This is a genomic window from Anaeromassilibacillus sp. SJQ-5, from assembly GCF_054108045.1.
The window spans coordinates 3,009,340-3,035,070 of record NZ_JBPJWQ010000001.1 but is presented as its reverse complement, the minus strand read 5'-3'; the positions used below and the strand labels follow the sequence as shown (position 1 = coordinate 3,035,070).

Here is a 25,731-nt window from a genome sequence, read left to right as displayed (position 1 = left end):
GGAGCTTTGGTATTATAGGTCGATGCGTCCGTACAGGGTGGCGGAAGCCTCTTTCTCCGACTGGGTGCGGGAGGGGGGGGTAGCGCCGTCGGCGGTGGGCAGCGGATTGCTGCGGGGCACGAACTGGCGCACCGGCCGCTCGGGCGCAATCTCGGGCATGTCGGAGGCGGGCCGGGCCGGGCGTTCCGGACGGGCGGGTCGCTCGCCGCGAGGAGCGTCGCCGCCGGCGGGCCGGGGACCGCGGCCGCCGCGGCCCGATCGGGAGGATCCGGAACGGGGCGCCTTGGCTTTGGCGGGATTGTCGTCGGACGGGCCGATAACCACATGGCGGTTGGGCTCGCTGCCCACGCTCCAGGAGGTGACGCCTTCCACCTCCTGCACAGCGGTGTGGATAATCCGGCGCTCATACGGGTTCATGGGTTCCAGGGAGGTGCGCCGTCCGGTGCGGGCCGCTTGGCCGGCCACCTTCTTGGCCAGGCCGATAAGGGCCTGCTCCCGCTTTTCGCGGTAATTGCCGATGTCGATGGTGACCCGGTAATAGGCGTTGTCCACCCGGTTGGCGACCAGGCCGGTGAGATATTGCAGCGCGTCCAGGGTATCCCCCCGGCGGCCGATGATAAAGCCCAGGTCCTCGCCCTCCAGACTGAGGGTGCAGGCATTTTCCTCTTCCTTGATGGCGATGGTGGTGCCGCTGACCCCCATGCCCTTCAGAATGCTGTCCAGATAGGCCGCCGCGGTGGAGGCGGGGGTAATTTCGATATACGCGCGCACCTTGGCGGGGCAGCCGCCGAAGAGACCCAGCGTCTTTTTCTGCGGCATCTGCAGGATTTCGAATTGCAGTTGGTCTTCTTCAAGCCCCAGCTCGGCCGCCGCCGCCCGCTTGGCTTCTTCCAACGTGGTCGCTTCCTTAATGGCTTCTTTCAGCATGCCAGTTCCGTCCTTTCCCTCATTCGCGATCCGGATCGCTCTTCTCTTTCAGATCTTCAAAATCCTTGGGCAGGTGGCCGTCGTCCGGCTTCTCCTCCGGCGCTTCGTCTTCCTTCTTGGGCGTTTCCTCCGTCTTGGAGGCGGCGGCCTCCCGCTTTTTAATCTTGTTGGGGTTCTTGGAGGGCTCTACCGGCTTCTTCGCGGCGGCCGCCGCTTCCAGCCGGGCCCGTTCCTTCTCCTCGGCCTCTTCCTTGGCCTGGCGGCGTGCTTCCTCCTCCTCCCGCAGACGGGCCTCCTTCAGGCGTTTCTTATCCTCCGCCTTCCTCTTCCGGCGTTCCTCATACTCGGCCTCGGCCTGGGCGCGGATCTTCGCCGGGTTGTAGATGTTGTTGAGAATGATAGTCTGCACCACGGCGATAATATTGGAGCATATCCAGTAAATACCGACGCCACCCGGGACGATAAAGGCAATATACAGAGAGAACATGGGCATGAGGCCGAGCATCATGAAGTTGCTGCAGCCCTGGCCGGGCACCTTCTCACCCTGAGGGGTCAGCTGTTTGGTATAGCGCATGGAAATGATGCTGGAGGCCACAGCGGTCAGCGCGGAGATAAGCGGGATCAGCCACAGGATATTGATGCTCTTGAAACCGCCGGGCTGCCACGGATTTTCGAGCAGGGTGCCGCCGAAGAAGGAGAAGTCGTTACGGATATGCAGCATCTGCTCATAATACTCGTCCGCCGTTTTGTTTTTTCGATCGGCGTCGCTCAGGCCGTTGATGGCGGATTTGATGTCGCCCTCGTTCTTGTCGGCCACCATGAGCATTTTCAGCTCCCGGTAATACCCGGTCAAGTCCTTGGGGTTGACCTTGTTGGGCTGGGAATCCAGCACGTCCTCGCCCTTGTCGTTCTTGACGGTGGGCTGGGTGACGGCTGTGACGCTCGCGCTGATAACCGGCTCGGGAATACGGGCCAGGTGGGTCAGCGGGGAGTAGATGACCGAGATGATGCCCATCAGGATGACCATCTGCACCACCATGGGCAGGCAGCCGCCGGTCATGCTCACGCCCTCTTTTTCATAGAGCTCCATCTGCTTTTGCTGGAGCTTCTGCTTGTCCTGGGCGTACTTTTTCTGAATCCGTTCCAGGCGGGGCGCCAGCCTGGCCCTGTCCGCCTGGCTCTTCTGAGACTTCAGGGACAGGGGGAAGGTGGCGGCGCGCACGATCAGGGTAAACAGGAAAATGGACACGAAATAGTTGCCCACAAACCGGTAGATAAACCAGAGCACATACCCCAGGGGTATACCAATGATATTGAAAATGGCGTTCATACAAGCTCCATGTCCTTTCAGTCTTGGTCGTCGGAATCCGGGGGAGACGGCGGGCTCTTCCGGCCTTTCTTCTCCGGCACCGGATCATAGCCGTGGCCTCCCCAGGGATTGCAGCGCAGAATGCGCCACACTGCGAGACCGGTGCCTTTCAGAACGCCAAAGCGCTCCAGCGCTTCTATGGCGTATGCCGAGCAGGTGGGCGTAAAGCGGCAGACCGGCGGGGTGTTCGCAGAAATGTGGCGCTGATAAAACCGAATCAGCGCGATAAGCAGCTTTTTCATAGCGGTTAAATCCCGTGAACGGGCGTTCAGAGAAGGACGCCCGCCTTTTTCAGGTGCGCTTCCATCACCCGGCGCACCTCGGTGCTTTTCATATGCAGCGTCCGGCTGCGGGCGACGAACACCAAATCCCAGCCCCCCTGCACCGCGGGGACCAGCCCGCGATAGGCCTCCCGGATGACCCGGCGGCAGCGGTTGCGCTGCACGGCGTTGCCCAGCTTTTTGCTGGCGGTGATGCCAGCCCGGGGGATCCCCAGACGGTTGCGGCGCACATAGGTCACCAGTCCGGGATGAACCTGGGATTTCCCGCGGTAGTAGAGCGTGCGGAAATCCTTGTTGGTATGCAGTACGGCAAATTTCGTCATGGCCACCATTCCACTTTTGCAGCGTGAGAAAGCGGGACGATGCCTGTCCCGCCGCGGCCTGCGCCTACAAAAAAAAGCCACACGAGGTGGCCTCTTTTAGTAGCTCAGGCGTTTTCTTCCCTTTTGTCTTCTGCGGGCCAGAACCTTACGGCCGTTGGCGGTTGCCATTCTCTTGCGGAAACCATGTTCCATTTTACGATGCCGCTTCTTGGGCTGATACGTACGAAGCATGTGTCCTCCTCCTTTCGGGCTGGGTATCATGAGCACGTCCCCGCGGGGTGGGCGGAGGACGGGCTATTCTGAAGATAGAGGCCGGCAAACAGCCGCGCCGAAATACCCGGCGCCGTGTTTCCGGCAGGGGGAACCCCCCGCAATAGCCTTGCGAGGATATATTATATACCCAATGCCAGGCAAAAGTCAAGGCGAAAATGCGTGGGAACCTGCCTTTTTGCCGATTTTTTTGCCGCGTTGTGTCCGCCGGACAGGCAGCCCCTACATCTAGTGGTTATCGCCCCGCCGCACGCGGCGTACAATGCCCCTCCCGTGGCTTTAAAGGGGGTATTTTCGCGCTTTTGGCAAAAATGCTTTTTTCGAAATACTCGTCCCGAAATCGTTGAAAATCGCGGCCGTTTATGCTACAATTAAATGTAACCCTGTGTGGAACCGGCTGACAGGCGATCCGTCCCTCCGACGGGTCGGGCGCGCGGACGATTTTACCGCTGAGTGCGGACTGCGATAAGGAGTTTTGGAGAGAATGGAAACCATCAAGGAAGTCTGGTCGGGCATCCTCGACTATCTGCACAACTTGGACGATATCAGCGAGGTGGCCTACAATGTGTGGATTACCTGCATCGAGCCGCGCACCATCGAAGACGGCGAGGTGGTGGTGTTCGTTCACACCAACTTCCAGAAGAAAATCGTCAGCGAGCATTACGCGGACAAGCTGAAGGACGCGTTTGAAAACGTGCTGGGCATTCCGCTCGGGCTGAAAATCGTCTCGGGGGAAGATTTGGAAAAAACCACGGCCGCCGCGCCGCCCCCAGCCTCCGGCAACCTGTTCGACGGCAGCACCGATCAGGACTACTCCTTTGAAAACTTCGTGGTGGGCTCCTCCAACAAATTCGCCCACGCCGCCTCCCAGGCGGTGGCCAGCAAGCCGGCCGGCTATTACAACCCGCTGTTTATCTACGGCGGCTCCGGCCTGGGGAAAACCCACCTGCTTTACGCCATCTGCAACGAGATCCGGAAAAACTCGCCGGCGGCCAACATCCTGTTTACCAAGGGCGAATACATGGCCAATGAGCTGATCGAGGCCATCCAAAAAGGCCAGACCATGGAGTTCCGGGCCAAATACCGGCAGGTCGACGTGCTGCTGATCGACGACATCCAGTTCATTTCCGGCAAGGTCAGCACCCAGGAGGAATTCTTCCACACCTTCGACGCCCTCCATCAGGCCAACAAGCAGATCGTCCTGACCTCCGACCGGCCGCCGCGGGAAATCGCCACCCTGGAGGAACGGCTGCGCACCCGGTTCGAAATGGGCCTGCTCGCCGATATTCAGCCGCCGGATTTGGAAACCCGCATCGCCATCATCCGCCGCAAGGCCCAGCTGCTGGATATTCCCATCACCGACGACATCGCGGAGTACATTGCGGGCCAGCTCAAAAGTAACGTCCGGCAGCTGGAGGGCGCGGTCAAATGCATGCGGGCCCAGTATCTGCTCGCGGGCGAACAGCCCACGCTGGTCACCGCACAAAACGCCATACGCGACATCCGCAACGACAGCCAACCTGTTCCCATCACCGTGGAGCGGATCATCAACGAGGTGGCCCGCACCATGACGGTGACGCCGGAGGATATTCGATCCACTAAACGGTCGGCCCCTATTTCCCAGGCCCGGCAGGTGGCCGCCTATGTGGTGCGCAGCATCACCGGCCTGCCCATGAAGGCCATTGGGGAGGAGTTCGGCACCCGGGATCACTCCACCATCGTCTACGCCATCCAAAAGGTGGAGAGCCGGATGGCCAAGGATTCCTCCTTCAAGGGCATGGTGGGCGATATCATCAAAAACATCAGCGAAAAGTAAGGCGTCCGCCTTCTTTATATAATCCTTATTATATGGACGGAAAATGAAAAAAGCTTTCCACATCAGCGGCCGGCGGTCGTTTTTCGGCCAGTTTCCACCGAGATCCCACCCGGTTCCCACCGGCTGATCACGGGAAGTTCTCCTCTTTTCCACCGTCCACGGTGATCAACGGGGAAAGGAAGCGCCTCGGACTTCTCCACCTTTCCCACAGAGTTTTCCACATTCCACCACCCGGCTTCCACCAGATGGTGAAGAGGAAAAACCCGTTTCCACTTGTCCACCAAAACGTCCCCCGGCTTCTTCACCGGCGGATAAAGAAAAAACCGGCCCGTGTCGCGGCGCGGCGGGGGTTTTCCACCAATTCCACAGCCCCTACTACTACGACTATTTTCATAAAGATTGATTTTTTATGATTAGCGCGTACGAATCATCCAACGGAAAGGACTCGCGTATATGAACATCATCTGTGACAAGCAAGCACTCATCGACGCCGTCGGCAACGTGCAACGCGCCGTCTCCGGCAAATCCACCCTGCCCGCCCTCGAGGGCATCCTGCTGCGGGCCGCCGGAAGCAGCCTGTTCCTGGCTGGCTTCGATCTCGATCTCGGGATCACCACCACCATCGACGCCGATGTCCGCCAGCCGGGAGAAATTGTGCTCACCGCCAAGCTGTTCGGTGAAATCGTGCGCAAGCTGCCGGGGGATAGAGTGACGCTCACCTCCGACGAGCGGTTTAACACCACCATTCAAAGCGACGTCACCGAATTCACCATTATGGGGATTTCGGCCAGCGAATACCCGGAGATCCCCTCGGTGGACGACGGGGCCTCCTTTACCCTGCCGCAGAACACGCTGAAAAGCATGATCCGCCAGACTATTTTCGCCGTGGCGGCCCCCAATGATCCCCGGCCGATACACACCGGCACCAAGTTCGAAATCGAACCCGACAGCCTCCGGCTGGTTTCGGTGGATGGCTCCCGTCTGGCCATGCGCTGCGAAGAAATCAAAAGCCCGGAGACCGCCAGCTTCGTGGTGCCCGGCAAAACCCTGCAGGAAATACTCAAGCTGCTGGCCGATGAGGACAAACCCATGGCCCTGTCGGTCGGCCGTCGGCATATCGTGCTGGAAATCAGCGGCTACAACGTGATTTCCCGGCTGCTGGACGGGGAATTCCTCGCCTATCAAAAGGCCATTCCCCAGCAGGTGAACACCACCATCCGGGTCAAGACCCGGGCGCTGATGGACGCGGTGGAACGCACCTCCCTGGTGATTAACGACCGGCTGAAATCCCCCCTTATCTGTGAGTTCAAGGACGGCCATATCCTGGTCTCCTGCACCACCCCGCTGGGAAGCGCCAGCGACCGGATCGCCGCTGATTTGCAGGGCAATGGAGAGGAAATGGGCTTTAACAGCCGATTCCTGTTGGACGCCCTGAAAAACTGCGAAACCGACGAGGTACGCATCGAACTGGGAGGGCCGCTGTCCCCCATGAAGGTGCTGCCGGTCACCGGCGAATCCTTTCTCTTCCTGGTGCTGCCCGTGAGGCTGAAGAAATGAGCCGGGAAGTCATCGCCATCGATACGGAGTTTATCCGGTTGGACGCATTGCTCAAGCTGGCCGGGGCCGTACCCACCGGCGGGCAGGCCAAGGTGATCATTCAAAGCGGCCGCGTGCAGGTAAACGGCGAGCCCTGCCTGCTGCGGGGGAAAAAGATGCGGCCGGGCGACGTGGCGGCCCTGCCCGAGACCGGACAGGAGATCGAAGTGTCCGCATGAAAGCCGACCGACTGGAATACGAGGGCTTCCGCAATCTGAAGGCCGGGGAATTCCGGCCCTCAGAGGGCGTCAATATTGTTTACGGCGATAATGGCCAGGGAAAAACCAATCTGCTGGAGGCCCTTTGGCTGTTCACCGGCGGGCGGAGCTTCCGGGGGGCGCGGGACGGGGAAATGAAGGGCTTTGCGGCGGACAAGGCCGCGCTGCGCCTGGAGTTTACCGCTGAAGATCGAGCGCAGGAGGCGGCGATTACTATCCAGAAGCGGCGGGCCGCCTCCATTGGCGGCATCCCGCAGCCCAGCCCCTCCCGGCTGGCCGGCCAGTTCTGCGCCGTGGTGTTTTCGCCGGCCCATTTGTCCCTCATCAAGGACGGGCCGGAGGAACGGCGGCGGTTTCTGGACGCGGCCTATTGCCAGCTGCGCCCGGGATATATCGCGTCCCTGTCCGAGTATTCCCGGACCCTGGCCCAGCGCAACGCCCTGCTCAAGAACGCGCGGCAGACCGGCGCCCGGCCGGGGGAGCTGCTGGATGTCTGGGATGACAGGCTGGCCCGCATCGGCGCTCGGCTTCTGCTGGCCAGGCGGGCCTATGTGCGGAAAATCCAGCCGGTGGCCGCCGCCATTTATGACGGGCTGTCGGCCGGCCGGGAGAGCTTTTCCATCGCGATGCACGACGATGGGGGTGAGGACGGGATGGACAGCGGCCAGGCGGCCGCCCGGCTGCTGGAGCGGCTTCGGGAGACCCGATATGCGGATTTGGCCGCTGGGTTCACCACCGCGGGACCTCATCGCGCGGATCTTCTGGTGCAGATTCGGGGCTTGTCCGCCCGGTCCTATGGTTCCCAGGGTCAGCAGCGCTCCGCTGTGCTGGCCCTCAAGCTTGCTGAGGCGTCGGTGCTGCGGGAGGTGACGGGGGAACAGCCCGTCGCCCTGCTCGACGACGTGATGAGCGAACTGGATTTGTCCCGGCAGGACTATATACTCAACCACATTCACGGCTGGCAGGTGTTCATCACCTGCTGCGATCCGGGCGCGGTGCGGCGGCTGGACGGAGGCCGGGCCTTCCGGATGCAGGACGGAATCCTGACGCCGGACGGGTAGTGCCGTTTTAGCCAATACCGGCTCTGGGGAGGAGGCAACAAGCATGTATCTGCATCTGGGACAGGACACGGTGGTCCGTCTGGACGAGATCGTGGGCATTTTCGACATGGAGAACGCCACCATTTCCAAGCACACCCGCCGGTTTTTATCGGATGCCCAGAAGGGCGGGCGGATATTCAACGTGTCGATGGAGCTGCCCAAGTCTTTTGTGGTCTGCATGGACAAAAAACACGGCGAAACTGTTTATATATCGCAGATTTCCTCCTCCACCCTGCTCAAACGCACCGGGTTCATCGAGGATATCGCCAACATCTGACGCAAATTAACGGAAAACGGAGGCAATGACCCAGAATGAGTACAGAGATGGACATGGATTTGGAACTGGAAAACAGCATGGTGCGCCCTGAAAACACCCCGTATGATGAAAGCCAAATCCAGGTGCTGGAGGGGCTGGAAGCCGTCCGCAAGCGCCCGGGCATGTATATCGGATCCACCGGGCCGCGGGGGCTGCATCATCTGGTATATGAGATCGTGGATAACTCCATCGACGAGGCTCTGGCGGGTTACTGCACCCATATCGAGGTGGATGTGCTGCCGGGGAACATCGTGTCGGTGCGGGACAATGGCCGGGGCATCCCGGTGGGCATGAACGAAAAGCTGGGGATCCCCACCGTGACGGTGGTGCTCACCGTGCTGCACGCCGGCGGCAAGTTCGGGGGCAGCGGCTACAAAGTGTCCGGCGGCCTGCACGGCGTGGGCTCCTCGGTGGTCAACGCCTTGTCCACCTGGCTGGAGGTGGAGATCTCCCGGGACGGCAAGGTGTATGCCCAGCGCTTCGAACGGGGCGTTGCGGTCAGCGAGCTGACCGTGATCGGCGCGTCGGATCACGACGGCACCCTCATCCGTTTCCAGGCGGATCCCGAAATTTTCACCGAAACCACCGAATACGAGTTCGAGGTGTTGCAAAAGCGCCTGCGGGAACAGGCCTTCCTCAACGCGGGCCTGTCCATCCGGCTGACCGACACCAGGGATCCGGAACTGGTGCAGAGCGAGACCTACTGCTATGAGGGCGGTATCTCCTCCTTCGTGGATTTCATGATCAAAACCAGAGGCTACCAGGTGCTGCATCCCGATGTCATCCACATGTCGGTGTCCGACGGGGATTCCATCGCGGAGGTGGCCCTGCAGTATAACGACAGCTATAACGAAAACATTGTCTCTTTCGCCAACAATATCCACACGGTGGACGGCGGCGTCCATGAAACCGCTTTTAAAACCGCCATCACCCGGATTTTTAACGATTACGCCCGCAAGCACGGGCTGCTTAAGGACAACGACACCTCCCTGAAGGGCGACGACGTGCGGGAAGGGCTGACGGCGGTTATCAGCGTCAAGCTGAAGGACGCCCAGTTCGAGGGACAGACCAAGGCAAAGCTGGGCAACACCGCCATCGGCACCCTGGTCAATACCCTGCTCAACGATAAGCTCGCGCCCTATCTCGAGGAAAATCCCGCGGTGGCCAAGGCGATTTTGGAGAAATCCATCAACGCCGCCCGGGTGCGGGAAGCGGCGCAGAAGGCCCGGGAGCTGGCCCGGAAAAAGAGCGGCCTGTCCTCCACCCGCATGCCCGAAAAGCTGGCCGATTGCATTTGGAGCGACATGGAACGCACCGAACTGTACATCGTCGAGGGTGATTCCGCCGGCGGTTCCGCCATTCAGGGGCGGGATCGGAACTTCCAGGCCATTCTGCCGCTGTGGGGCAAAATGCTCAACGTGGAAAAGGCCCGGCTCGACAAGGTGTACGGCAACGAGAAGCTGGTGCCCATCGTCATCGCCCTGGGCTGCGGCATCGGGGACGACTTCGATTTGTCCAAGCTGCGGTACGGCAAGGTTATCATCATGGCCGATGCCGACGTCGACGGCTCGCATATCCGCACCCTGCTGCTGACCTTTTTCTTCCGCTACATGCGGCCACTGGTGGACGAGGGCCATGTGTATATCGCGCAGCCCCCGCTGTTCAAGGTTTCCAAAGGCAAGCAGGTGCGCTACGCCTTCTCCGAGCCAGAACGGGATCAGTTTATTGCGGAGCTGGGTGGCAACGCCGACGTCCAGCGGTACAAGGGCCTCGGTGAAATGGATCCCGAGCAGCTGTGGGAGACCACCATGGATCCTGCCTTCCGTACCATGCTCCGGGTGGAGCTGGAGGACGCGGCGGCGGCAGACGAGGTCTTCACCGTTCTCATGGGCGACAAGGTGGAGCCCCGCCGGGAATTCATCGAGAAAAACGCCCAGTATGTCTCCAACCTGGATATCTGACGAAAGGGCGGCGGACCAATGGATGAAACCTGGATACGGGAGTTTTCCTATACCTGCACGGAAGAAGAAATTTACCTCTGTCTCAAACGCAGCGGGCAGCGCAAGGCCGGCCCGGTGCGGGTGGGGGTGCAGACCGGTATCCTCCTGCTGCTGACCATTTACTGCCTCATCGGCTTTTTCGCCGACGGCATGACCGACTGGCGGGCCTTCGGCGTCGCGGTGATCGCGGTCATTCTTGCCGGTATCCTGCTGCTGGTCCCGGAAAAGCGGTTTCGCCACGACGCGGCCCGGGAGGCAGAGCTGAACCGGCAGCTGCACGTGTTTCTGTACGACGAGGGGTTGGCCTTCGGCACGCCGGACGAACTCCTGCCCTTTTCCGCCTGCCGGCCCCGGCTGTACACCGACATGGCGGTGCTTCGGTTCGAGGGCGGCGCCGTGATGGCCGTACCCAAGCGCGTCATGTCGCCGGAGGATTGGCAGCTGTTTACCGACCGCCTTTCCCCGGTGGCGGAGAAAATGGAAAGCCCACGAGAAAAGGAGTGACCTCTATGCCGCAGGAAATCCCGCCCCGTTTGGAATTTCCCGTCGACGTGACGGAAAAGGAATACATCGAGGCGTCTCTCATCGCGGCGCGGCGGATCGGATCCCTGCGGCCGACGCCGGTGATTGTCGCGGCCGCGGCAGCACTGTGCGCCGTGGGGCTGCTGGCCTTCTCCTGGTTTGCCTCGCCGTTGCTGCCGATTATGCTGTGCGTGCTGGGTCTGCTGCTGGCCATTGCTTTTTTCACCATGGAGCCGGCCAACATCCGCAAGCGGGCCCACCGGGATTATCAGACCTACAAAGAGTTGATGAAGGACAGCGTGGTGCGGTTGTACGCCGACGATGTGCGCACCGACACGGCCCTTGTCCGCCTAACGGACCAATATGCTTTGCTGGCCCTGTGTGTGGAAACGCCGGAGCTGCTGGTTTTTCTTAAGGACAGGGATCGGCTGCTGATCCTTCCGAAGCGCTGCCTGCCCGCTGAGCAAAAGGACGACGCGCTGGAGTTTCTCCGCCTCGTCTTTATTCGCAAGCGCAAGGTGATGCGCCGCTGGTATTTCTGATAGAAGCCCCTGGAACCGGGTTTCTTTGCAAGGAGGAAGGCTGCTATGGAACCGAAACCTATCGCCCTGAGCGTGCTGATGACCCGCGAGGAGTATATGCAGCTCACCGTTCAGATTCACCGGCTGCGGTCGGGAGGCCCGTCCTTTTTCACCCTGGCGGGCGGTATTCTGGGGATCTTGTCCCTGGCCGGTATCTTCTTTGGCCATTATATTTCGCTGTCCCCTTTTACAGCGGGATGTCTGCTGGTGTTCGGCGTGTTTTTGATGATTTATGAGGGGGTTATTGCCCCCATTCTCGACAAGGGGGCGGCCGCCCGGGAATTTGAGGAGAAGGAAGAGCTGCGCACCGCCAACGTGTACGAGTTCGGCCCCGGCTTCATCAAAATCCGGAACAGCCGCATGGAAGGGAAGCTTCCCTTATCCCTGGTGACCAGCTGGGCCAAGACCGCCGGGGGGCTGAGCATCTCCTTCGGGCGGGAATGCCATGTGCTGGTACCCAGCCGCCTGCTCGACGAGGGGCAGTGGAGCGCCATACAGGAATGGCTGGCCGCCGCGCCGGTCAGCGGGCACGCGTAACGCCGCGCCGGCAGAAAGGATGTACCATGGACGAATTTCAACCGCAGGCCGCCCCGGATACCGAGGCGATCGGCTTCCCGGTGGATCTCAGCCGGGAGGAATATATCGCATTCAATATGCTGCTGGCGAAAAACGGCGGCATGCTCCGTTTCCGCAAGGGGCAGCTGGTCATTTTCGGCCTGATGATGGCCTTCAGCCTGGTGATGCTGGCGGTGGAATTTTTCATGTTTCAAAGCTTGGACGTGGTGATGATCCTGGTGGTGGCCTTCATCGCGCTGACCGGTGGGTTCCTGCTGTTCGGCATGCCCGCCTATCTGCGGCGCAATGCGGGCCGGGCCTATGATCAAAGCGTGTTGGGCGGCCACGAGTATTACGGCATGGTCTACGTCTACGAGGATCGGCTGGAAAAGGTCAGCGGCGGGACAGTGAATCGGGTCTATTACGGAGAAAACGCCGCCTATATAGAGACCGGGGACATGATGGTGCTGCTCGCCTCCTCCAGCCGGGCCATCGTGCTGCCCGCCCGGTGCATGACCAGGGAGGATGCCGAGCTGGTGCGCCGGACGGTGCTCCCCCGCATTCCGCCCATGCGCCAGCGCCTGTTAAGCAAGATGGTGCCGCAGGCCTCCCAGCGGATGGCCCCGCCCCCCGCCGAGGGGGAGAGCCACCTGGACGAGGAGTTAATGGCGTTTTCCGTCACCTATACGCCGGAGGAATTTCTCAAGCTGGTGGGGGACACCACCACCCGATCCTTTCTGCGGATGCTGCCGGTGTTCAGCGCGCTGTCCCTGTTCTCTGGTGTGATGTTCGGCCTGCTGTCCGGCATCGGGGTAGGCGTGGGCGCTTTCCTGCTGATTCTGGGGGTGCTCTTTCTTCTCAACGTGGTGCTGCCACGTTCCCGCGCCAAGCGGTCGCTGGAGACTATGCAGCAGGATGCCATGACCATCCGGCTGTCTTTGACTGAAAGGGGACTGGTGGGTTCCAGCGTCCGGCCGGGGGAGGAGACCCGCATCGCCTGGGTGTCTCTCCAGCATGCGGTGGATAAGGAAGACTGCGTGGAATTTTACAACAACCGTCTGTTTATCCGGGTGCCGAAACGCTGCATCCCCGATATGGACGAGCTGCGGCGCATTGTGGATACCCACATGCCCAAGAAAACGGGTTAACCGGGAAAGGTGGGAACCCCTATGGAGAACGATCCCCGCTGGCAGCCGCCAATGAACGGGCCTTATGTCTCGCCCGGTGCGGGCCGGCCGCCGGCTTATGCCCCTTATCAGCGCCCGGCGCCGCCTCCGGTCTACGGCCCGCCTCAGCCGGCGTATCGCCCCTTTGTTCCACCGGCGGACAATTCCTGCCCCATGACCGCCACGGTCTGCCACCGGCTGAACGCCTCTCAATATGATCGGGTTCACCGGCGGACGGAAAAAAGGGCTTTGCCGGTGGGGTTGGCCATTGCGGCGGCTGTCGCACTGCTGTTGTTTGGCTATAACGCGGCGGTTCCCTTTCAGCTGTACACTCGGGATTGGCAGACCCTCCTGTTTATCGGGCTGGAATTTCTCTGCTTGTGCGCGGCGGTGGGGATGATTCCCTTTCTCCTTCATCGAAGAACCGTATGGAGGGCCAAGCAGTTCGCCGCTTATATGGACAGCGAGCCGGAGGAAAGCGTCATCGAGCTGTATGGGGACAGGGCGGTCCAGATTTCCGCCAGGGGAAAAACCGTCATCGATTACCGGCTGGCCGACTTTTTGCTGGAATCGGCGGATTTGATTGTGCTGGGCGGGCAGGGGCAGGTAATCGCCTGGCGGGCGGAGGACATGGATCCCGCCGGCGCCCAGCTGGTGCTCGCCTGTTTGACCTATATGGTGCGTCCCGCGTATTTTCGGCGGGACGGCATGTTTACGCCCTGGCTGCGGCAGCCCCTTCCCGTGCCGGTGTTTTCCGGCGGGGAAGAGGTCTGGATGACCGTCTCGGTGGACGAGGAAGAACTGCAAAGCTTCGGCGGCCTGTACCGCCAAACCATGGCCGGCCGGTTTCCGTATGTTTTGCCGGTGCTGCTGCTGCTGGCCGGTCAGCTGGCCATGGTGTTTTTCCTCACCCCGTCCATCCTGCTGGATTGGGCGATATATACGGGGATTGTGCTGGCGGGAGCGGCGGGCCTCAGCCTGCTCATCTGCGGCTTGCTGCATACGATGGGGGCCGCGGGCGCCCAGACGGTACAGCTAGCCTTCACCCCATCGGGGTTGGCCCTGCGCCGGGGAGAAACCGTCTCCTTCATCGATCGCCGGCATATCCGGGTACGGGAAGTCCAGAAGGGCGTGCGGCTGCAAACGCCCTTCGGCCGCCTGGAAATCCCCTGGCATTGTGTGGATTCGCCGGCCACTCTCAAATCCATCCTGTCTCTATAGGGAAGCGATGATGAAATCCAGTGGATGGATTGGTGAAGGAAATTTTCCCCACCAATCCGCCGCTGAGCCGCCAAGCGTGATGTATTCAGCGCTTGCCTAGCGACGGATGGACTCTGGTAACACGCATCGGTTTTGTTCCCATTCTGTCCGCTGGCGAAGCGATGGGAGGAACATAAGCCCGGAAAGGACATGGAGCTGAAATGGAAGAACAGACGACACAATTGATGAAAACAAAACCGGTCGACCTGGAAAAGGAAATGAAAAAGAGTTTCCTGGAATATTCCATGTCGGTCATTGTGGCCCGCGCCCTGCCGGATGTCCGTGACGGACTCAAGCCGGTTCATCGCCGCATCCTCTACACCATGCACGAGAATAACCTGACTCCCGATAAGGCGTACCGCAAGTGCGCCGATACGGTCGGCGCGGTGCTCGGGCGGTATCATCCCCATGGCGACGCCTCTGTGTATGACGCCATGGTGCGTATGGCGCAGGATTTCTCTCTGCGGTATCCGCTGGTGGACGGGCACGGTAACTTCGGTTCCGTCGACGGCCATCCCGCCGCCGCCTATCGGTATACCGAGGCCCGGATGAGCAAAATGTCCCTGGACATGCTGGCGGACATCGAAAAGGAAACGGTGGATTTCACCACCAACTACGACGACCGCCTGCAGGAACCCGTGGTGCTGCCTTCCCGGTTTCCTAACCTGCTGGTCAATGGATCCACCGGCATCGCGGTGGGCATGGCCACCAACATCCCGCCCCATAATCTCTGTGAAGTGGTGGATGCCATCTGTCTGCTGATCGATAACCCCGAGGCGGAGCTTATCGACATCATGGATCACATCAAGGGGCCGGATTTTCCCACCGGCGGCATTATCATGGGCCACGCGGGGATCCGCGCCGCCTACGCCACCGGCCGGGGCCGGGTCATCGTGCGCGCCAAAACCGAGATCGAGGAGCATAATAACCGGTTCCGCATTGTCATTTCGGAGATTCCCTACCAGGTTAATAAGCTCAACCTGGTTAAATCCATCATCGAGCTGGCGGACGAAAAGCGGGTCGAAGGTATCCATGACGTGGTCGATCACTCCAGCCGGGAAGGCATGCGGGTGGTCATCGACCTGAAAAAGGACGCCAATCCTCAGGTGGTGCTCAATCAGCTGTTCGCCTACACCCAGATGCAGACCACCTTCGGCGTGATCATGCTTTCCCTGGTGAATGGTATTCCCCGCATCCTGACCCTCAAGCAGATGCTGGAGGAGTACATCAAATTCCAGGTGGAGGTCATCACCCGCCGCACCCTGTTTGAACTGCGCAAGGCCAAGGAACGGGCCCATATCTGGGAAGCGCTGAAAACCGCCGTGGATTTCATCGATGAGGTTATCAATATCATCCGGTCTTCTCCCGATATCCCCACCTCCAAGCAGCGGCTGATGGAACGCTTCGCCTTCGACGACGTGCAGGCCACCGCCATCGTCCAGATGCGTATCGGCCAACTGTCCGGTCTGGAACGGCAGAAGATCGAGGACGAGTTGAACGCCCTGCATACCCGGATCGCTGAACTGGAGGGTATCCTGGCCGACGAGGGGAAAATCAAGGCCATCGTCAAGGATGAGTGCCTGAAGATGCGGGACAAATACGGCGACGAGCGCCGCACCGCCATTTCCGCCGTTTCCGGCGAGGTGGACATTGAGGATTTGATCCCGGTGGAGGAATGTGTGCTCACCATGACCAACCTGGGCTATATCAAGCGCCAGGCGGCCGACAGCTATAAGACCCAGCGGCGCGGCGGGCGCGGCATCATGGGCATGGCCACCCGGGACGAGGACGTGACCGAGACCATGTTCCTCTGCTCCAGCCACGATTATGTGATGTTCTTTACCTCCGCCGGGCGGGTGTATCGGTTGAAGTGCTACGAGGTGCCGGAAGGAAGCCGCACTTCTAAGGGCATGAATATCGTCAATCTCCTGCCCCTGGCGCCGGAGGAGAAGGTGACCGCCATGATCCGCGTGTCGGAATTCGAGGGGGATCACTATCTCTGCATGGTCACCCGCAAGGGCATCATCAAGCGCACCCGTCTGGACGCCTATTCCCATGCCAGAAAGAACGGCCTGATTGCCATCGACCTGGACGAAGGGGATGAACTGGCCTGGGTGCGGCTGACCGACGGCTATCAGCGCCTGATTGTGGCCACCCGCCTGGGCATGGCCATCAGCTTCGATGAAAACGACGCCCGTGTCGTGGGCCGGACGGCCCGGGGCGTGAAAGCCCTGACCCTGGGCGACGGGGACGAAGTCGTAGGCATGTCCGTCTGCCGGGAGGGCGGCCTTCTGCTGACGGTGACGGAGACCGGCTACGGCCGGCTCAGCGAGCTGTCGGATTACCGGATTCAGTCTCGCGGCGGCAAGGGTCTGACCAACTATCATACCGAGACCTTTGGTAACGTGGCTGGTATCAAGGTGGTCGATTTGGACGACGATGTCATTCTCATCGCTTCCGATGGGATCATCATCCGGATGCAGGTCAGCGAAATCCGATTGTGCCGCCGTCCCTCTAAGGGCGTGCGGGTCATGCGGGTGGAAGAGGGCTCGCGTATCGTCTCCCTGGCCCGGGCGCCTCACGAGGAGCCGGAGGAGGAAGCCGAGGCCGGCGAGGAAGGCGGCGAGCCGGAAGCAACGGCCGCTGAGACCGCGCCTGCCGAGGAAACCGCCGGGGATGAAAACACACCTTCGTAAGAACAGCGGATGGAATTTTCTAAGTAAAGCCAAAAAAGCGGCCGCACATGCATCTGTGCGGCCGCTTTTTATACGCTGGTGACATAGTCGGAGAAAAAGGACTGGAATTTTTCCAGGCTGACCTTATAGGATACCGCCCAGCGGGGGAGGGAATACGGGTCGCTGTTCCGGTTGAGATGCCCGCCGGTGGCGCGGAAGGCGATGCGGATCCCCCGCGCTTTGAGTGCGTCCACCACCCTGTCGTTGTAAAATCCGTAGGGATAGGAAAAGACCGTCAGAGTGCTGCCCGCGAAGGGGCGCAGGGTGTCGAGGCTGGCGGACAGATCCTTTTCCAGCGTGGCGGGATCCGCGTCGGTCAGGGCCGAATGTCCGGTTCCGGTGGCGCGGTGCAGGTTGTGGGTGTGGCTGGCAAACTCGAACACCGGCGCGCACTTTTCCATGGTCTCCCGGTCCAGCATATTGATCTGCGCCGGCTTAAAGGTTTCGGGCGTTTCCCCGATTTTCCCAGTGACGGAAAAGATCACCGCCGTGAAGCCATACTGAGATAACAGGGGATACCCATAAATATAATTGCTCAGATACCCGTCATCAAAGGTGATCATCACCGGCTTGGCGGGCAGCGGGCCATTGTCGTATAGATACGCTTCCAGCTGAGCGGTGGAGATACTGACAAAGCCGTTGCTTTTCAGCCACGCCAGCTGCTGCTCGAAATCCTCCACATAGGTGACGATGTCGTTGCCCTGATAGCGGGTATTTTCCGCCCGCTTCAGCAGATGATGGTACATCAGCACCGGTACCGAGGGTTTCTCCGTGCCGGCGGTCTCCGCTGCTGTGCTGCCGCCGTGGCAGCGGGACAGCAGCAGCAGAAAGAGAAGGATCGCCGTGAAAACGGCGCAGAATGTCAGGTTGATGGTCTTTTTCCGCATGTGGTTCCCCCTGTCCGGGCAATGACGGGCCCAGCTTCGCTCCGGTAAACACCTGTTTACTTATATGCAAGGTGCTGAACGGGTATGAGAGGGGGACAAGGTGGACGGACAGAAAAATTGGAAAAGCTTTCACAGGCCGGTGAAAAAGCCCCGTGGAAATGTGGAAAACCCTGTGGAAAGAGTGGAAAGTTTGTTTTTTAACAAAGAAACCTTGTTCTGCACTAGCGGGAGAGGTATAATACTGGTGGTTCCTGTCGAAGCAAAATCCCGAATAAACGGACACCAACAGAACGGATGCTGACCTATGAAGTTTATTGACGAACATGTTGACGTGGCGGTGATCGGCGCCGGCCACGCGGGCATCGAGGCGGCCCTGGCCGCCGCCCGCCTGGGCTGCCGCACGGCGATTTTCACCATCAATCTCGACTGGGTGGGGAATATGCCCTGCAATCCCTCCATTGGCGGCACCGCCAAGGGCCATCTGGTCAGAGAACTGGACGCCCTAGGCGGGGAAATGGGCAAGGCCGCCGACGCCACCTTTCTGCAATCCCGGATGCTCAACCGGGGGAAGGGGCCGGCCGTCCATTCCCTGCGCGCGCAGATCGATCGCCGGAACTATTCCGCCTATATGAAGCACCGGCTGGAAACCACCCCCGGCCTGGATATCCGGCAGGGGGAAATCGTCCGCCTGGAACGGTTGGCCTCCGGCGAGTGGCTGCTGACCACCCGACTGGAGGTGCAGTATACCGCGAAGGCGGTGATCCTGGCCACCGGCACCTTCCTCAAGGGAAAAATCTTTGTGGGGGATGTCTCTTATGAGGGCGGGCCGGACGGCATGTTCGCCGCCACCGAGCTGACGGCCTCCCTGCTGGAGCTGGGGATGCGTCTTCGCCGGTTTAAAACCGGCACCCCCGCCCGCGTGCTGCGCTCGAGCATTGACTTCTCGGGTCTGGAACAGCAGGACGGGGAAGACCCGGTGGTGCCTTTCTCCTTTGAAACCTTCGAGCCGCTGGAAAACCGCCTGCCCTGCCATATCACCTGGACCAGCCCGGAAACCAAACGGGTGATTCTGGAGAACCTGCACCGCTCGCCCTTGTATGGGGGAAAAATCGAAGGGGTGGGCCCCCGTTATTGTCCCAGCATCGAGGATAAAATCGTCCGTTTTGCCGATAAGGAGCGCCATCAGGTGTTTATCGAGCCCTGCGGCCTGCAAACGGAGGAGATGTATCTCCAGGGCCTGTCCTCTTCCTTGCCGGTGGATGTGCAGCTGCGTCTTCTGCGCACCATTCCCGGGCTGGAGCATGTCCAGGTGATGCGCCCGGCGTATGCCATCGAATACGATTGCTGCGATCCTCTCCAGCTGGACGCCACGCTGGAATTTTTGGATATCCCCGGCCTTTACGGCGCGGGCCAGTTTAACGGCAGCTCCGGGTATGAGGAGGCGGCGGCCCAAGGACTGGTGGCCGGTGTGAACGCGGCTAACAAGATATTGGGGAAGGAGCCGCTTCTCTTGGATCGGGCCTCCAGCTATATCGGCACCCTTATCGACGATTTGGTCACCAAGGGCTGCACCGACCCTTATCGGATGATGACCTCCCGGTCGGAATACCGCCTGGTGCTGCGCCAGGACAACGCCGACGAAAGACTGACGCCGCTCGGCCGGAAGGCCGGCTTGGTGGACGATGGGCGATGGGCGCGGTTTTGCGCCCGGCAGGAGGCTAAGCAGGCGGAACGGCGGCGGCTGGAAGAAACGGTGCTTCCGCCAAGCGAGGAGGTCAACGCGCTGCTTGTTTCACGTGAAACAACCCCGCTGAGCTCCGGCGCCCGGCTGTCCGAGCTGATGAAACGTCCCCAACTGGGATACGAGGCCCTTGCCCCTCTGGATACCGCCAGACCGGAGTTGGAACCGCTGGTGATGGAACAGGTGGAAGTGGGACTGAAATACGAGGGGTATATCCGCCGGCAGCAGGCTGCTATTGATGAAATGAGGCGGCTGGAAAATCGATTGCTCCCGGATCCTATGGATTATACGGCCATCACCGGCTTGCGCAAGGAAGCGCAGGAGAAGCTCGGCCGGGTGCGGCCCCGCAGCGTGGGCCAGGCTTCCCGCATCAGCGGGGTCAGCCCTGCCGATGTGTCGGTGCTGATTATCTGGCTCAGTCAAAATCAATAGGAAGGGGGAGAGCATCATGATCGATCGCGACTGTCTGAAAGCTGGCGGCGAGGCGGTAGGAGTACCGGTGGACACTGATTTGGCAGAACGGCTGGACACCTACGCCCGCCTGTTGGTGGAGTGGAACGAAAAGATGAACTTAACCGCGATTACCGAGCCAGGAGCCATGGTAGTCAAGCATTTCGTGGACAGCTTGGCGGCGGCTCCTCTGCTTCCGGCGGGGCCTCTGCGCCTCATCGACGTGGGGACGGGGGCAGGTTTCCCTGGTGTTCCTTTGGCCCTTTATCGCCGGGACATTCAGCTCACTCTGTTGGACAGCCTGAATAAGCGGCTGGTGTTTTTGGAGGCTCTCTGCCGGGAGCTGGACTTGCCGGTAAAGCTGGTGCACGCCAGGGCCGAGGAGGGAGGCCGCCGGCCGGAGTTGCGGGAGCGGTACGATGTAGCTTCCGCCCGTGCGGTGGCGGCTTTGCCTACCCTGTGCGAATACTGCCTGCCCTTTGTGCGGCCTGGCGGAATTTTTCTCGCGATGAAGGGGCCGGAAGGGGAAACCGAACAGACGGCGGCGGCCAACGCCGTGCGCATGCTGGGCGGCAAGGTGCGCCGGGTGAAGGCGCTGACCCTGCCCGCTTTGCCTGACGGGGAGCCGGGGGGAGAACGCCGGATCCTAGTGATCGACAAAATAGCGCCCACGCCGCCAAAATATCCACGTCCTTCTGCGAAAATCGCCAAACAGCCCCTTTAACTTCATTTCCGCGACATGCCCATTCCGACAGGCATCCGGCAAAATTCATGGTATGCTGACAGCAGGAAAGCGGACAAGCCCGTGCGTTTCACGTGAAACATGCCGGGCGACAGCCATCGGAATGGGAAGGACGTGCGAAAGATGTGGGGCAAGGAAAATAAGAAGCCGAAATACCAAAGCAGCGGAAATGTGTGGATGATTCCCACCGCGGAAATTCAACCCAACCCCGAACAGCCGCGCCGGGATTTCAGCTATGAAAAGCTGCTGGAGCTGGCGCAGAGCATCGGGGAGAATGGGCTGCTGCATCCCGTTACTGTGACCTTCCGGGATGGCGTTCCGGTATTGGTGGCAGGGGAGAGGCGTCTGCGAGCCGCTAAAATCGCGGGAATTCGGGAAATTCCCTGTATCGAGCTGGAGGCCGAGGGCGTGCAGAGGGCGCTGCTCACGCTGGTTGAGAACCTGCAGCGCCAGGATATGAACTGCTTTGAAACCGCCGAAGGCATGCACCGGTTGATCGATACATACGGGCTGACCCAAGAGGAAGCCGCCAATCGTCTGGGCTGCTCCCAGCCCACCATTGCCAACAAGCTGCGGCTGCTTCGTCTGCCGCCCGAGGAACGCAGCGCCATTATCGGCGCCGGCTTGACCGAGCGGCACGCCCGGGCTCTCCTGCGTATCGAGGACGAGGAGCTCCGCCGGGTGGCTCTGGGCCGGATTATCGAGGGCCGCCTGACCGCCGCCCAGTCCGATAAGCTGGTGGACGACTTTTTGAAAGGTAAAATCAAGCGCAAACGCCCGCTGCCGGTGGTGCGGGACGTGCGGCTGTTCTTCAACACGGTCAACCACGCGGTGGAAACCATGCGCCGCTCGGGTATCGAGGCCCGGTCGGAGAAAAACGAAACGGAAGACTACATTGAATACGTGGTGCGGATCCCCAAGCCCTCCGCCCGCCCCGTCATCGTCCATACCGCCTGAATACAAAAAGACTCCGCGGCCATGCCGCGGAGTCTTTTTAACGGATGCTTATCCGACCTTGGTGTTTCCCTCGTTGCCCTTGCTTACCAGGCAGATGTAGGTCTTGCCCGTGGCCATCTTGGCGGGAGAACCGTCCTTTTCGGTAATACTCAGCTTGCTGCTGGAACGCGACCAGGAAACCGGCCGGCTGGTGCCGCCGCTGACCAACAGCCCGCCGCCGCTTTTCAGGTTGAAGCCGATGGTATAGGCATTCTCGGCATATTTGGTGTCGTACAGCACCAGCACATTGGAGGCGGTCAGCGCTTTTCCGCCGGCTGTTTTATGGGGTGAACCCTTGCCGACGACCCCGTTGTACTTGGTATACAGGCCGGTGCCTGCGTCATACTGGAAGCTGATGGTCTGAGCGCCGGAGAAAAACACCTGCACCGTCTTACCCGCCCCGCTGCCGGCCCCTTCCCCGAAGGTGAACAGGGATGTAAGCTTGCCGTTCCGGCGGATATTGGCGGATTTCATCCGAGCCCCCAGCTTGTCCCCGCTGGTCATCATGGAATACTCCAGCCCCTTTGTCCTTTTCAGATTCGCGTCTCGCCAGAAGGTGGAGCCGTCGTATACCAGCCCGTCAATGTGATGGATCCCCAGTTTTTTCACGGTGGCCAGCCCCGCCGTGCTGCCACCGGCGTGACAGTAGACCGCGTCCAGAGACTGGGCCAGCAGCGCGAAGGGCGACCGGGCGCTTCGCACCGGTCCAAGCTGCGCCGGAACCCGCGCGGCATTGGCGAAAACCGCCATGATCCGGGTGATGCCGCCCTCCGTCTCCGCCTCCACATACATGTCCGCCTGATCCAGCCCGTACTGCGGCCGCGACTTGTCGTTGTTGCCGATCATAACCGCCACCGGCCGGGTGTCCGCCCCCGCCGCTAGGGAATCCTCCCCGGTGAATATGTTGAAATCCCCCTTAGGCTGTGTCGGCGGAGAGGTGGTGGGCGGCGCGGTGGTGCCCACAGTGGTTTCCGGCGCCGGCTGGGACGAGGCCGGAACAGAACCGGGATTTCCCGTTCCGCAGCCGGCCAGCGCCCCCGTCAGACAAAGAGCGGTCAGTATCGTAAGAATTCGCTTGTTCATGGGCCAAAGATCCTTTCTGTTAATCGTCCTCGATATCGCCGTTTTCGTATACCAGCTCGCAGATAAAATCATACAGCGACTGGGCTGCGGCGTGATACCGTTCCACGGTCTCTCCCGACAGATGCAAATCCTCGTCGGAAGGGTACCGCGTTTCTATATAAAGCCGGTTCATCTTGGCGCAGTCTTCCATCCAGTCGCCGAAATCCGGATTGTACCGGACGGCCTGGCGGCAGAGCCACGTGACGTTGTGCCCGTCCACCAGCTGCCCCGACGCATGGATGATATACGCCTTCAAGCCCTTTTCCACGGCCTGCTGGCAATGAAACCCCGCAATTTCCAGGCATTGCTGCCTCTCCATCAGCAGGCGGGCCGCCAGCAGATCCCGGGCGGCTATCTCCAGCCAGTCGAAAAATAACCGGCTGTCGTCGCTGTGCTTACTTCGCCTCATACAGCAGCCTCCCGTGTTCCACAGCCCTGGCCGCCAGGCTGAACGGCGTCCGGCAGAGCCGATCCCACTGTTCCTCGGTATACACCAGCGCGTCGAAGGACAGCCCCGCGTCGATTTCCATATACAGCCGGTGCTCCACCTCCTCCGGATTTCCCCCGGGGATCACCACGCACAGCTTGACGGAAGACGGAGACCCGTCCGGATGGGTTTTCTGGCTGAACAGAACGATGCGGCTGGGCGCGGCGATGCGCACAATTTCATCGCGCAGAATATCCAACAGCATACCAGACTCCTCCTTTGCCTACTTAGTATACACCCATCCCGCCCGCTTGGCAATTCCCCGGAAGGGATTGACAACCCAGGCCGAAATGGTGTACACTAATACACGCCGCTTGGATATGCTTCCGTAGTTAAATGGATATAACAGCCCCCTCCTAAGGGGCCGTTGTGGGTTCGATTCCCGCCGGGAGTACCACGCCGCCGCAAGCAACTGGATTGCTTGCGGCGGTTTTTAAGTTGACAGCCATGCCGGAATGTTTCACATGAAACATTCCGGCATAAAAATATTCCAGCCCCTTTTCCTTCCAAGGAATCTGTGCTATACTATCATGCAGACGCATGTATTCCAGCGAGAGAAAGGCGGTCGTGTCGACATGGCGAAAGTGACGGCGGTGGTCAATCAAAAAGGCGGTGTGGGGAAAACCACCACCACGGTGAATCTTACCTCCGCCATGGGCGCCCGCAGGAAGAAATGCCTCCTGGTGGATATTGATCCCCAAGGCAACGCCACCAGCGGCTTGGGGATCGACAAGCGGCAGGTCAAAGCCTCCACCTATGAACTGCTCATCGGCACCGCTCAGCCGGCGGAGGTCGTTGTCCACACCGCGTTTAAGAACGTGGATGTCCTGCCCTCCAGCATGCAGCTCGCCGGTGCTGAAATCGAAATGGTGGAGCTCAACCGGCGGGAAAGCCGGCTGAAAGCGGCCCTCGCTGCCCTGAGGGATGCGTACGACTATATTTATATCGACTGTCCGCCCTCCCTCGGTTTGCTGACCCTCAACGCCCTGTGCGCGGCCGATACCCTGCTCGTACCCATCCAGTGCGAGTATTACGCCCTGGAAGGTCTGTCCCAGCTGATGGCCACCGTCCGGCAGGTCAAACGGCTGTATAACAGCACGCTGGAGCTGGAAGGGGTTTTACTGACCATGTATGACGGTCGGCTGAACCTGACGCAGCAGGTAGTGACGGAGGTTAAAAAATTCTTCCCCCGTAAGGTGTTCGCCACCGCCATCCCCCGCAGCGTCCGCCTGTCCGAAGCGCCCAGCTTCGGCAAACCCATCAATTATTACGACGGCGGCTCCCGCGGCGCGGCGGCGTATGATGCCCTGGCCAAGGAGCTGTGCGGCAAACGATAACCCGGGCGGCGCGCATCCTGTCCGCCCGTCTTCCAAGAAAGGGGGCTGTCTGAATGGCAGCGAAAAAAGGGGGCCTCGGCAAGGGCCTGGAGGTCCTGTTCGCCGAAAACTCCATTGAGGAGGAGGGGAAAACCGTTTCCCTTCCCATTTCCGAAATCGAGCCCAACCGGGCCCAGCCCCGCAAGCAGTTTGACGACGAAGCGCTCGCCGAGCTCTCCGCCTCCATTTCCCAGCACGGCGTGCTTCAGCCCCTGCTGGTCCGCCCGGTGGCCGGCGGCAGCTATCAGCTGGTGGCGGGCGAACGCCGCTGGCGGGCTTCCCGCATGGCCGGCCTGACCGAGGTGCCGGTGGTCATCCGGGAAATGAGCGATAAAGAAGCGGCCGAGCTGGCCCTGATCGAGAACCTCCAGCGGGAGGATCTTAACCCCATGGAAGAAGCCATGGGCTACCGCACCCTGATGGAAACCTACGGCCTCACGCAAGAGGAAACCGCCAAATCGGTGAACAAATCCCGCCCCGCCGTGGCCAACGCCCTGCGGCTCCTCCACCTGCCGGACACCATCGCGCAGATGGTGGCGGGGGGCGAGCTTTCCGCCGGTCACGCCCGCGCCCTGCTCGCCTTCGCCACCGAGGAGGAGCAGCTGGACGCCGCCGCCGCCGCCGTGGATAAAAGCCTGTCGGTGCGGGATCTCGAACGAATGGCCAAGGCCTCCCGCGCCCCCCGCAAGGAAAAGGAAGCCCCGGCCCTGTTTTCCCGCCCGCCCTTCTTTGAGGAGGTCGAGCTCTCCCTCACCGAACACATGGGCCGCCGCGTGAAGGTCACGCCCCTGAAAGCCGGCGATAAATCCGGCGGCACCCTGACCATCGAATTCTTCGATCCGGGCGATCTGCAGGATCTGGCCGCTCGCCTCGCCCCCGAATCCTAACAGGCAAG

The 25,731-nt window shown here is 60.7% G+C and carries 26 protein-coding genes and 1 tRNA gene; 18 read left to right on the top strand and 9 right to left on the bottom strand.

Annotation, left to right across the window (positions count from 1 at the left end):
- Positions 1 to 12 precede the first annotated feature (12 nt).
- From jag to rpmH, 5 genes are all read right to left on the bottom strand, one after another.
- Positions 13 to 927, bottom strand: coding sequence for an RNA-binding cell elongation regulator Jag/EloR (jag, locus tag ACSAMM_RS13010; protein WP_178724621.1), 915 nt, complete (start codon positions 925 to 927; stop codon positions 13 to 15).
- Between the two features lie 19 nt (positions 928 to 946).
- Positions 947 to 2,257 (bottom strand): membrane protein insertase YidC, encoded by a 1,311-nt coding sequence (yidC, locus tag ACSAMM_RS13005; protein ID WP_457791763.1) that lies wholly within the window; start codon positions 2,255 to 2,257, stop codon positions 947 to 949.
- A 17-nt stretch (positions 2,258 to 2,274) separates the two neighbouring features.
- Entirely contained in the window at positions 2,275 to 2,538 is a 264-nt protein-coding gene (gene yidD, locus ACSAMM_RS13000) for a membrane protein insertion efficiency factor YidD (RefSeq protein WP_457791762.1), read from the bottom strand.
- Between the two features lie 26 nt (positions 2,539 to 2,564).
- On the bottom strand, positions 2,565 to 2,900 hold the full coding sequence (gene rnpA / locus ACSAMM_RS12995; protein WP_178724627.1) for a ribonuclease P protein component: 336 nt from the start codon (positions 2,898 to 2,900) through the stop codon (positions 2,565 to 2,567).
- Between the two features lie 96 nt (positions 2,901 to 2,996).
- Positions 2,997 to 3,131 carry a 50S ribosomal protein L34 gene (gene rpmH, locus ACSAMM_RS12990; RefSeq protein ID WP_178724629.1) on the bottom strand — a complete coding sequence of 45 codons (135 nt, stop codon included), beginning with the start codon at positions 3,129 to 3,131 and terminating at the stop codon, positions 2,997 to 2,999.
- 523 nt (positions 3,132 to 3,654) lie between these two features.
- On the opposite strand from rpmH, the gene dnaA reads away from it, so the two are divergent.
- The 12 genes from dnaA (at position 3,655) to gyrA (ending at position 16,996) form a co-directional block, all read left to right on the top strand.
- Complete coding sequence (dnaA, locus tag ACSAMM_RS12985; protein ID WP_457791760.1) at positions 3,655 to 4,986, top strand: chromosomal replication initiator protein DnaA; 1,332 nt, start codon at positions 3,655 to 3,657, stop codon at positions 4,984 to 4,986.
- A 453-nt stretch (positions 4,987 to 5,439) separates the two neighbouring features.
- A complete protein-coding gene (gene dnaN / locus ACSAMM_RS12980) occupies positions 5,440 to 6,543 on the top strand; it encodes a DNA polymerase III subunit beta (protein ID WP_178724634.1) in 1,104 nt (367 codons plus the stop codon).
- Entirely contained in the window at positions 6,540 to 6,761 is a 222-nt protein-coding gene (locus tag ACSAMM_RS12975) for an RNA-binding S4 domain-containing protein (RefSeq protein ID WP_457791759.1), read from the top strand. Before dnaN ends, ACSAMM_RS12975 begins: the two co-directional genes overlap by 4 nt.
- On the top strand, positions 6,758 to 7,861 hold the full coding sequence (gene recF / locus ACSAMM_RS12970) for a DNA replication/repair protein RecF (RefSeq protein WP_457791758.1): 1,104 nt from the start codon (positions 6,758 to 6,760) through the stop codon (positions 7,859 to 7,861). The genes ACSAMM_RS12975 and recF overlap by 4 nt, the downstream gene beginning before the upstream one ends.
- Before the next feature lie 43 nt (positions 7,862 to 7,904).
- A complete protein-coding gene (gene remB / locus ACSAMM_RS12965; RefSeq protein WP_178724640.1) occupies positions 7,905 to 8,177 on the top strand; it encodes an extracellular matrix regulator RemB in 273 nt (90 codons plus the stop codon).
- A 35-nt stretch (positions 8,178 to 8,212) separates the two neighbouring features.
- Positions 8,213 to 10,177 (top strand): DNA topoisomerase (ATP-hydrolyzing) subunit B, encoded by a 1,965-nt coding sequence (gene gyrB / locus ACSAMM_RS12960; protein ID WP_457791757.1) that lies wholly within the window; start codon positions 8,213 to 8,215, stop codon positions 10,175 to 10,177.
- Positions 10,178 to 10,195: 18 nt separating this feature from the next.
- The gene (locus ACSAMM_RS12955; RefSeq protein ID WP_178724642.1) at positions 10,196 to 10,720 is read left to right on the top strand and encodes a hypothetical protein; all 525 of its coding nucleotides are present in this window, start codon (positions 10,196 to 10,198) and stop codon (positions 10,718 to 10,720) included.
- 5 nt (positions 10,721 to 10,725) lie between these two features.
- On the top strand, positions 10,726 to 11,280 hold the full coding sequence (locus ACSAMM_RS12950) for a YcxB family protein (RefSeq protein ID WP_457791755.1): 555 nt from the start codon (positions 10,726 to 10,728) through the stop codon (positions 11,278 to 11,280).
- A gap of 45 nt (positions 11,281 to 11,325) precedes the next feature.
- Positions 11,326 to 11,856, top strand: a complete 531-nt coding sequence (locus tag ACSAMM_RS12945) for a hypothetical protein (RefSeq protein WP_457791754.1) — start codon at positions 11,326 to 11,328, stop codon at positions 11,854 to 11,856.
- Positions 11,857 to 11,882: 26 nt separating this feature from the next.
- Complete coding sequence (locus ACSAMM_RS12940) at positions 11,883 to 13,022, top strand: YcxB family protein (protein ID WP_457791753.1); 1,140 nt, start codon at positions 11,883 to 11,885, stop codon at positions 13,020 to 13,022.
- 21 nt (positions 13,023 to 13,043) lie between these two features.
- Positions 13,044 to 14,261, top strand: coding sequence for a hypothetical protein (locus ACSAMM_RS12935; protein WP_457791751.1), 1,218 nt, complete (start codon positions 13,044 to 13,046; stop codon positions 14,259 to 14,261).
- Positions 14,262 to 14,461: 200 nt separating this feature from the next.
- Positions 14,462 to 16,996 (top strand): DNA gyrase subunit A, encoded by a 2,535-nt coding sequence (gyrA, locus tag ACSAMM_RS12930; protein WP_178724653.1) that lies wholly within the window; start codon positions 14,462 to 14,464, stop codon positions 16,994 to 16,996.
- Positions 16,997 to 17,064: 68 nt separating this feature from the next.
- On the opposite strand, the gene ACSAMM_RS12925 is transcribed toward gyrA, so the two are convergent.
- Positions 17,065 to 17,922 carry a polysaccharide deacetylase family protein gene (locus ACSAMM_RS12925; protein ID WP_457791750.1) on the bottom strand — a complete coding sequence of 286 codons (858 nt, stop codon included), beginning with the start codon at positions 17,920 to 17,922 and terminating at the stop codon, positions 17,065 to 17,067.
- A gap of 304 nt (positions 17,923 to 18,226) precedes the next feature.
- Between ACSAMM_RS12925 and mnmG the strand changes: the two genes are divergently transcribed.
- The 3 genes from mnmG to ACSAMM_RS12910 all read left to right on the top strand — a co-directional run bounded on the left by mnmG (position 18,227) and on the right by ACSAMM_RS12910 (position 21,812).
- Entirely contained in the window at positions 18,227 to 20,095 is a 1,869-nt protein-coding gene (gene mnmG / locus ACSAMM_RS12920) for a tRNA uridine-5-carboxymethylaminomethyl(34) synthesis enzyme MnmG (RefSeq protein WP_457791748.1), read from the top strand.
- 16 nt (positions 20,096 to 20,111) lie between these two features.
- A complete protein-coding gene (rsmG, locus tag ACSAMM_RS12915; RefSeq protein WP_457791747.1) occupies positions 20,112 to 20,837 on the top strand; it encodes a 16S rRNA (guanine(527)-N(7))-methyltransferase RsmG in 726 nt (241 codons plus the stop codon).
- A 141-nt stretch (positions 20,838 to 20,978) separates the two neighbouring features.
- Positions 20,979 to 21,812: a ParB/RepB/Spo0J family partition protein gene (locus tag ACSAMM_RS12910; RefSeq protein WP_178724727.1), complete on the top strand. Its 834-nt coding sequence runs from the start codon at positions 20,979 to 20,981 to the stop codon at positions 21,810 to 21,812.
- Positions 21,813 to 21,860: 48 nt separating this feature from the next.
- Here the strand turns inward: ACSAMM_RS12910 and ACSAMM_RS12905 are convergent, their stop codons facing one another.
- Genes ACSAMM_RS12905 through ACSAMM_RS12895 form a run of 3 tightly spaced genes read right to left on the bottom strand, consistent with a single transcriptional unit; the run spans position 21,861 to position 23,665 of the window.
- Positions 21,861 to 22,934, bottom strand: a complete 1,074-nt coding sequence (locus ACSAMM_RS12905; RefSeq protein ID WP_457791746.1) for a DUF3048 domain-containing protein — start codon at positions 22,932 to 22,934, stop codon at positions 21,861 to 21,863.
- A 19-nt stretch (positions 22,935 to 22,953) separates the two neighbouring features.
- Complete coding sequence (locus ACSAMM_RS12900) at positions 22,954 to 23,382, bottom strand: HEPN domain-containing protein (protein WP_457791744.1); 429 nt, start codon at positions 23,380 to 23,382, stop codon at positions 22,954 to 22,956.
- Positions 23,369 to 23,665 carry a hypothetical protein gene (locus ACSAMM_RS12895; protein WP_178724666.1) on the bottom strand — a complete coding sequence of 99 codons (297 nt, stop codon included), beginning with the start codon at positions 23,663 to 23,665 and terminating at the stop codon, positions 23,369 to 23,371. Before ACSAMM_RS12895 ends, ACSAMM_RS12900 begins: the two co-directional genes overlap by 14 nt.
- A 117-nt stretch (positions 23,666 to 23,782) precedes the next feature.
- Between ACSAMM_RS12895 and ACSAMM_RS12890 the strand changes: the two genes are divergently transcribed.
- The 3 genes from ACSAMM_RS12890 to ACSAMM_RS12880 all read left to right on the top strand — a co-directional run bounded on the left by ACSAMM_RS12890 (position 23,783) and on the right by ACSAMM_RS12880 (position 25,723).
- A tRNA-Arg gene (locus ACSAMM_RS12890) sits at positions 23,783 to 23,857 on the top strand.
- 178 nt (positions 23,858 to 24,035) lie between these two features.
- The gene (locus ACSAMM_RS12885) at positions 24,036 to 24,797 is read left to right on the top strand and encodes an AAA family ATPase (protein ID WP_178724668.1); all 762 of its coding nucleotides are present in this window, start codon (positions 24,036 to 24,038) and stop codon (positions 24,795 to 24,797) included.
- A gap of 53 nt (positions 24,798 to 24,850) precedes the next feature.
- Positions 24,851 to 25,723 (top strand): ParB/RepB/Spo0J family partition protein, encoded by an 873-nt coding sequence (locus tag ACSAMM_RS12880; RefSeq protein WP_457791743.1) that lies wholly within the window; start codon positions 24,851 to 24,853, stop codon positions 25,721 to 25,723.
- Positions 25,724 to 25,731 lie beyond the last annotated feature (8 nt).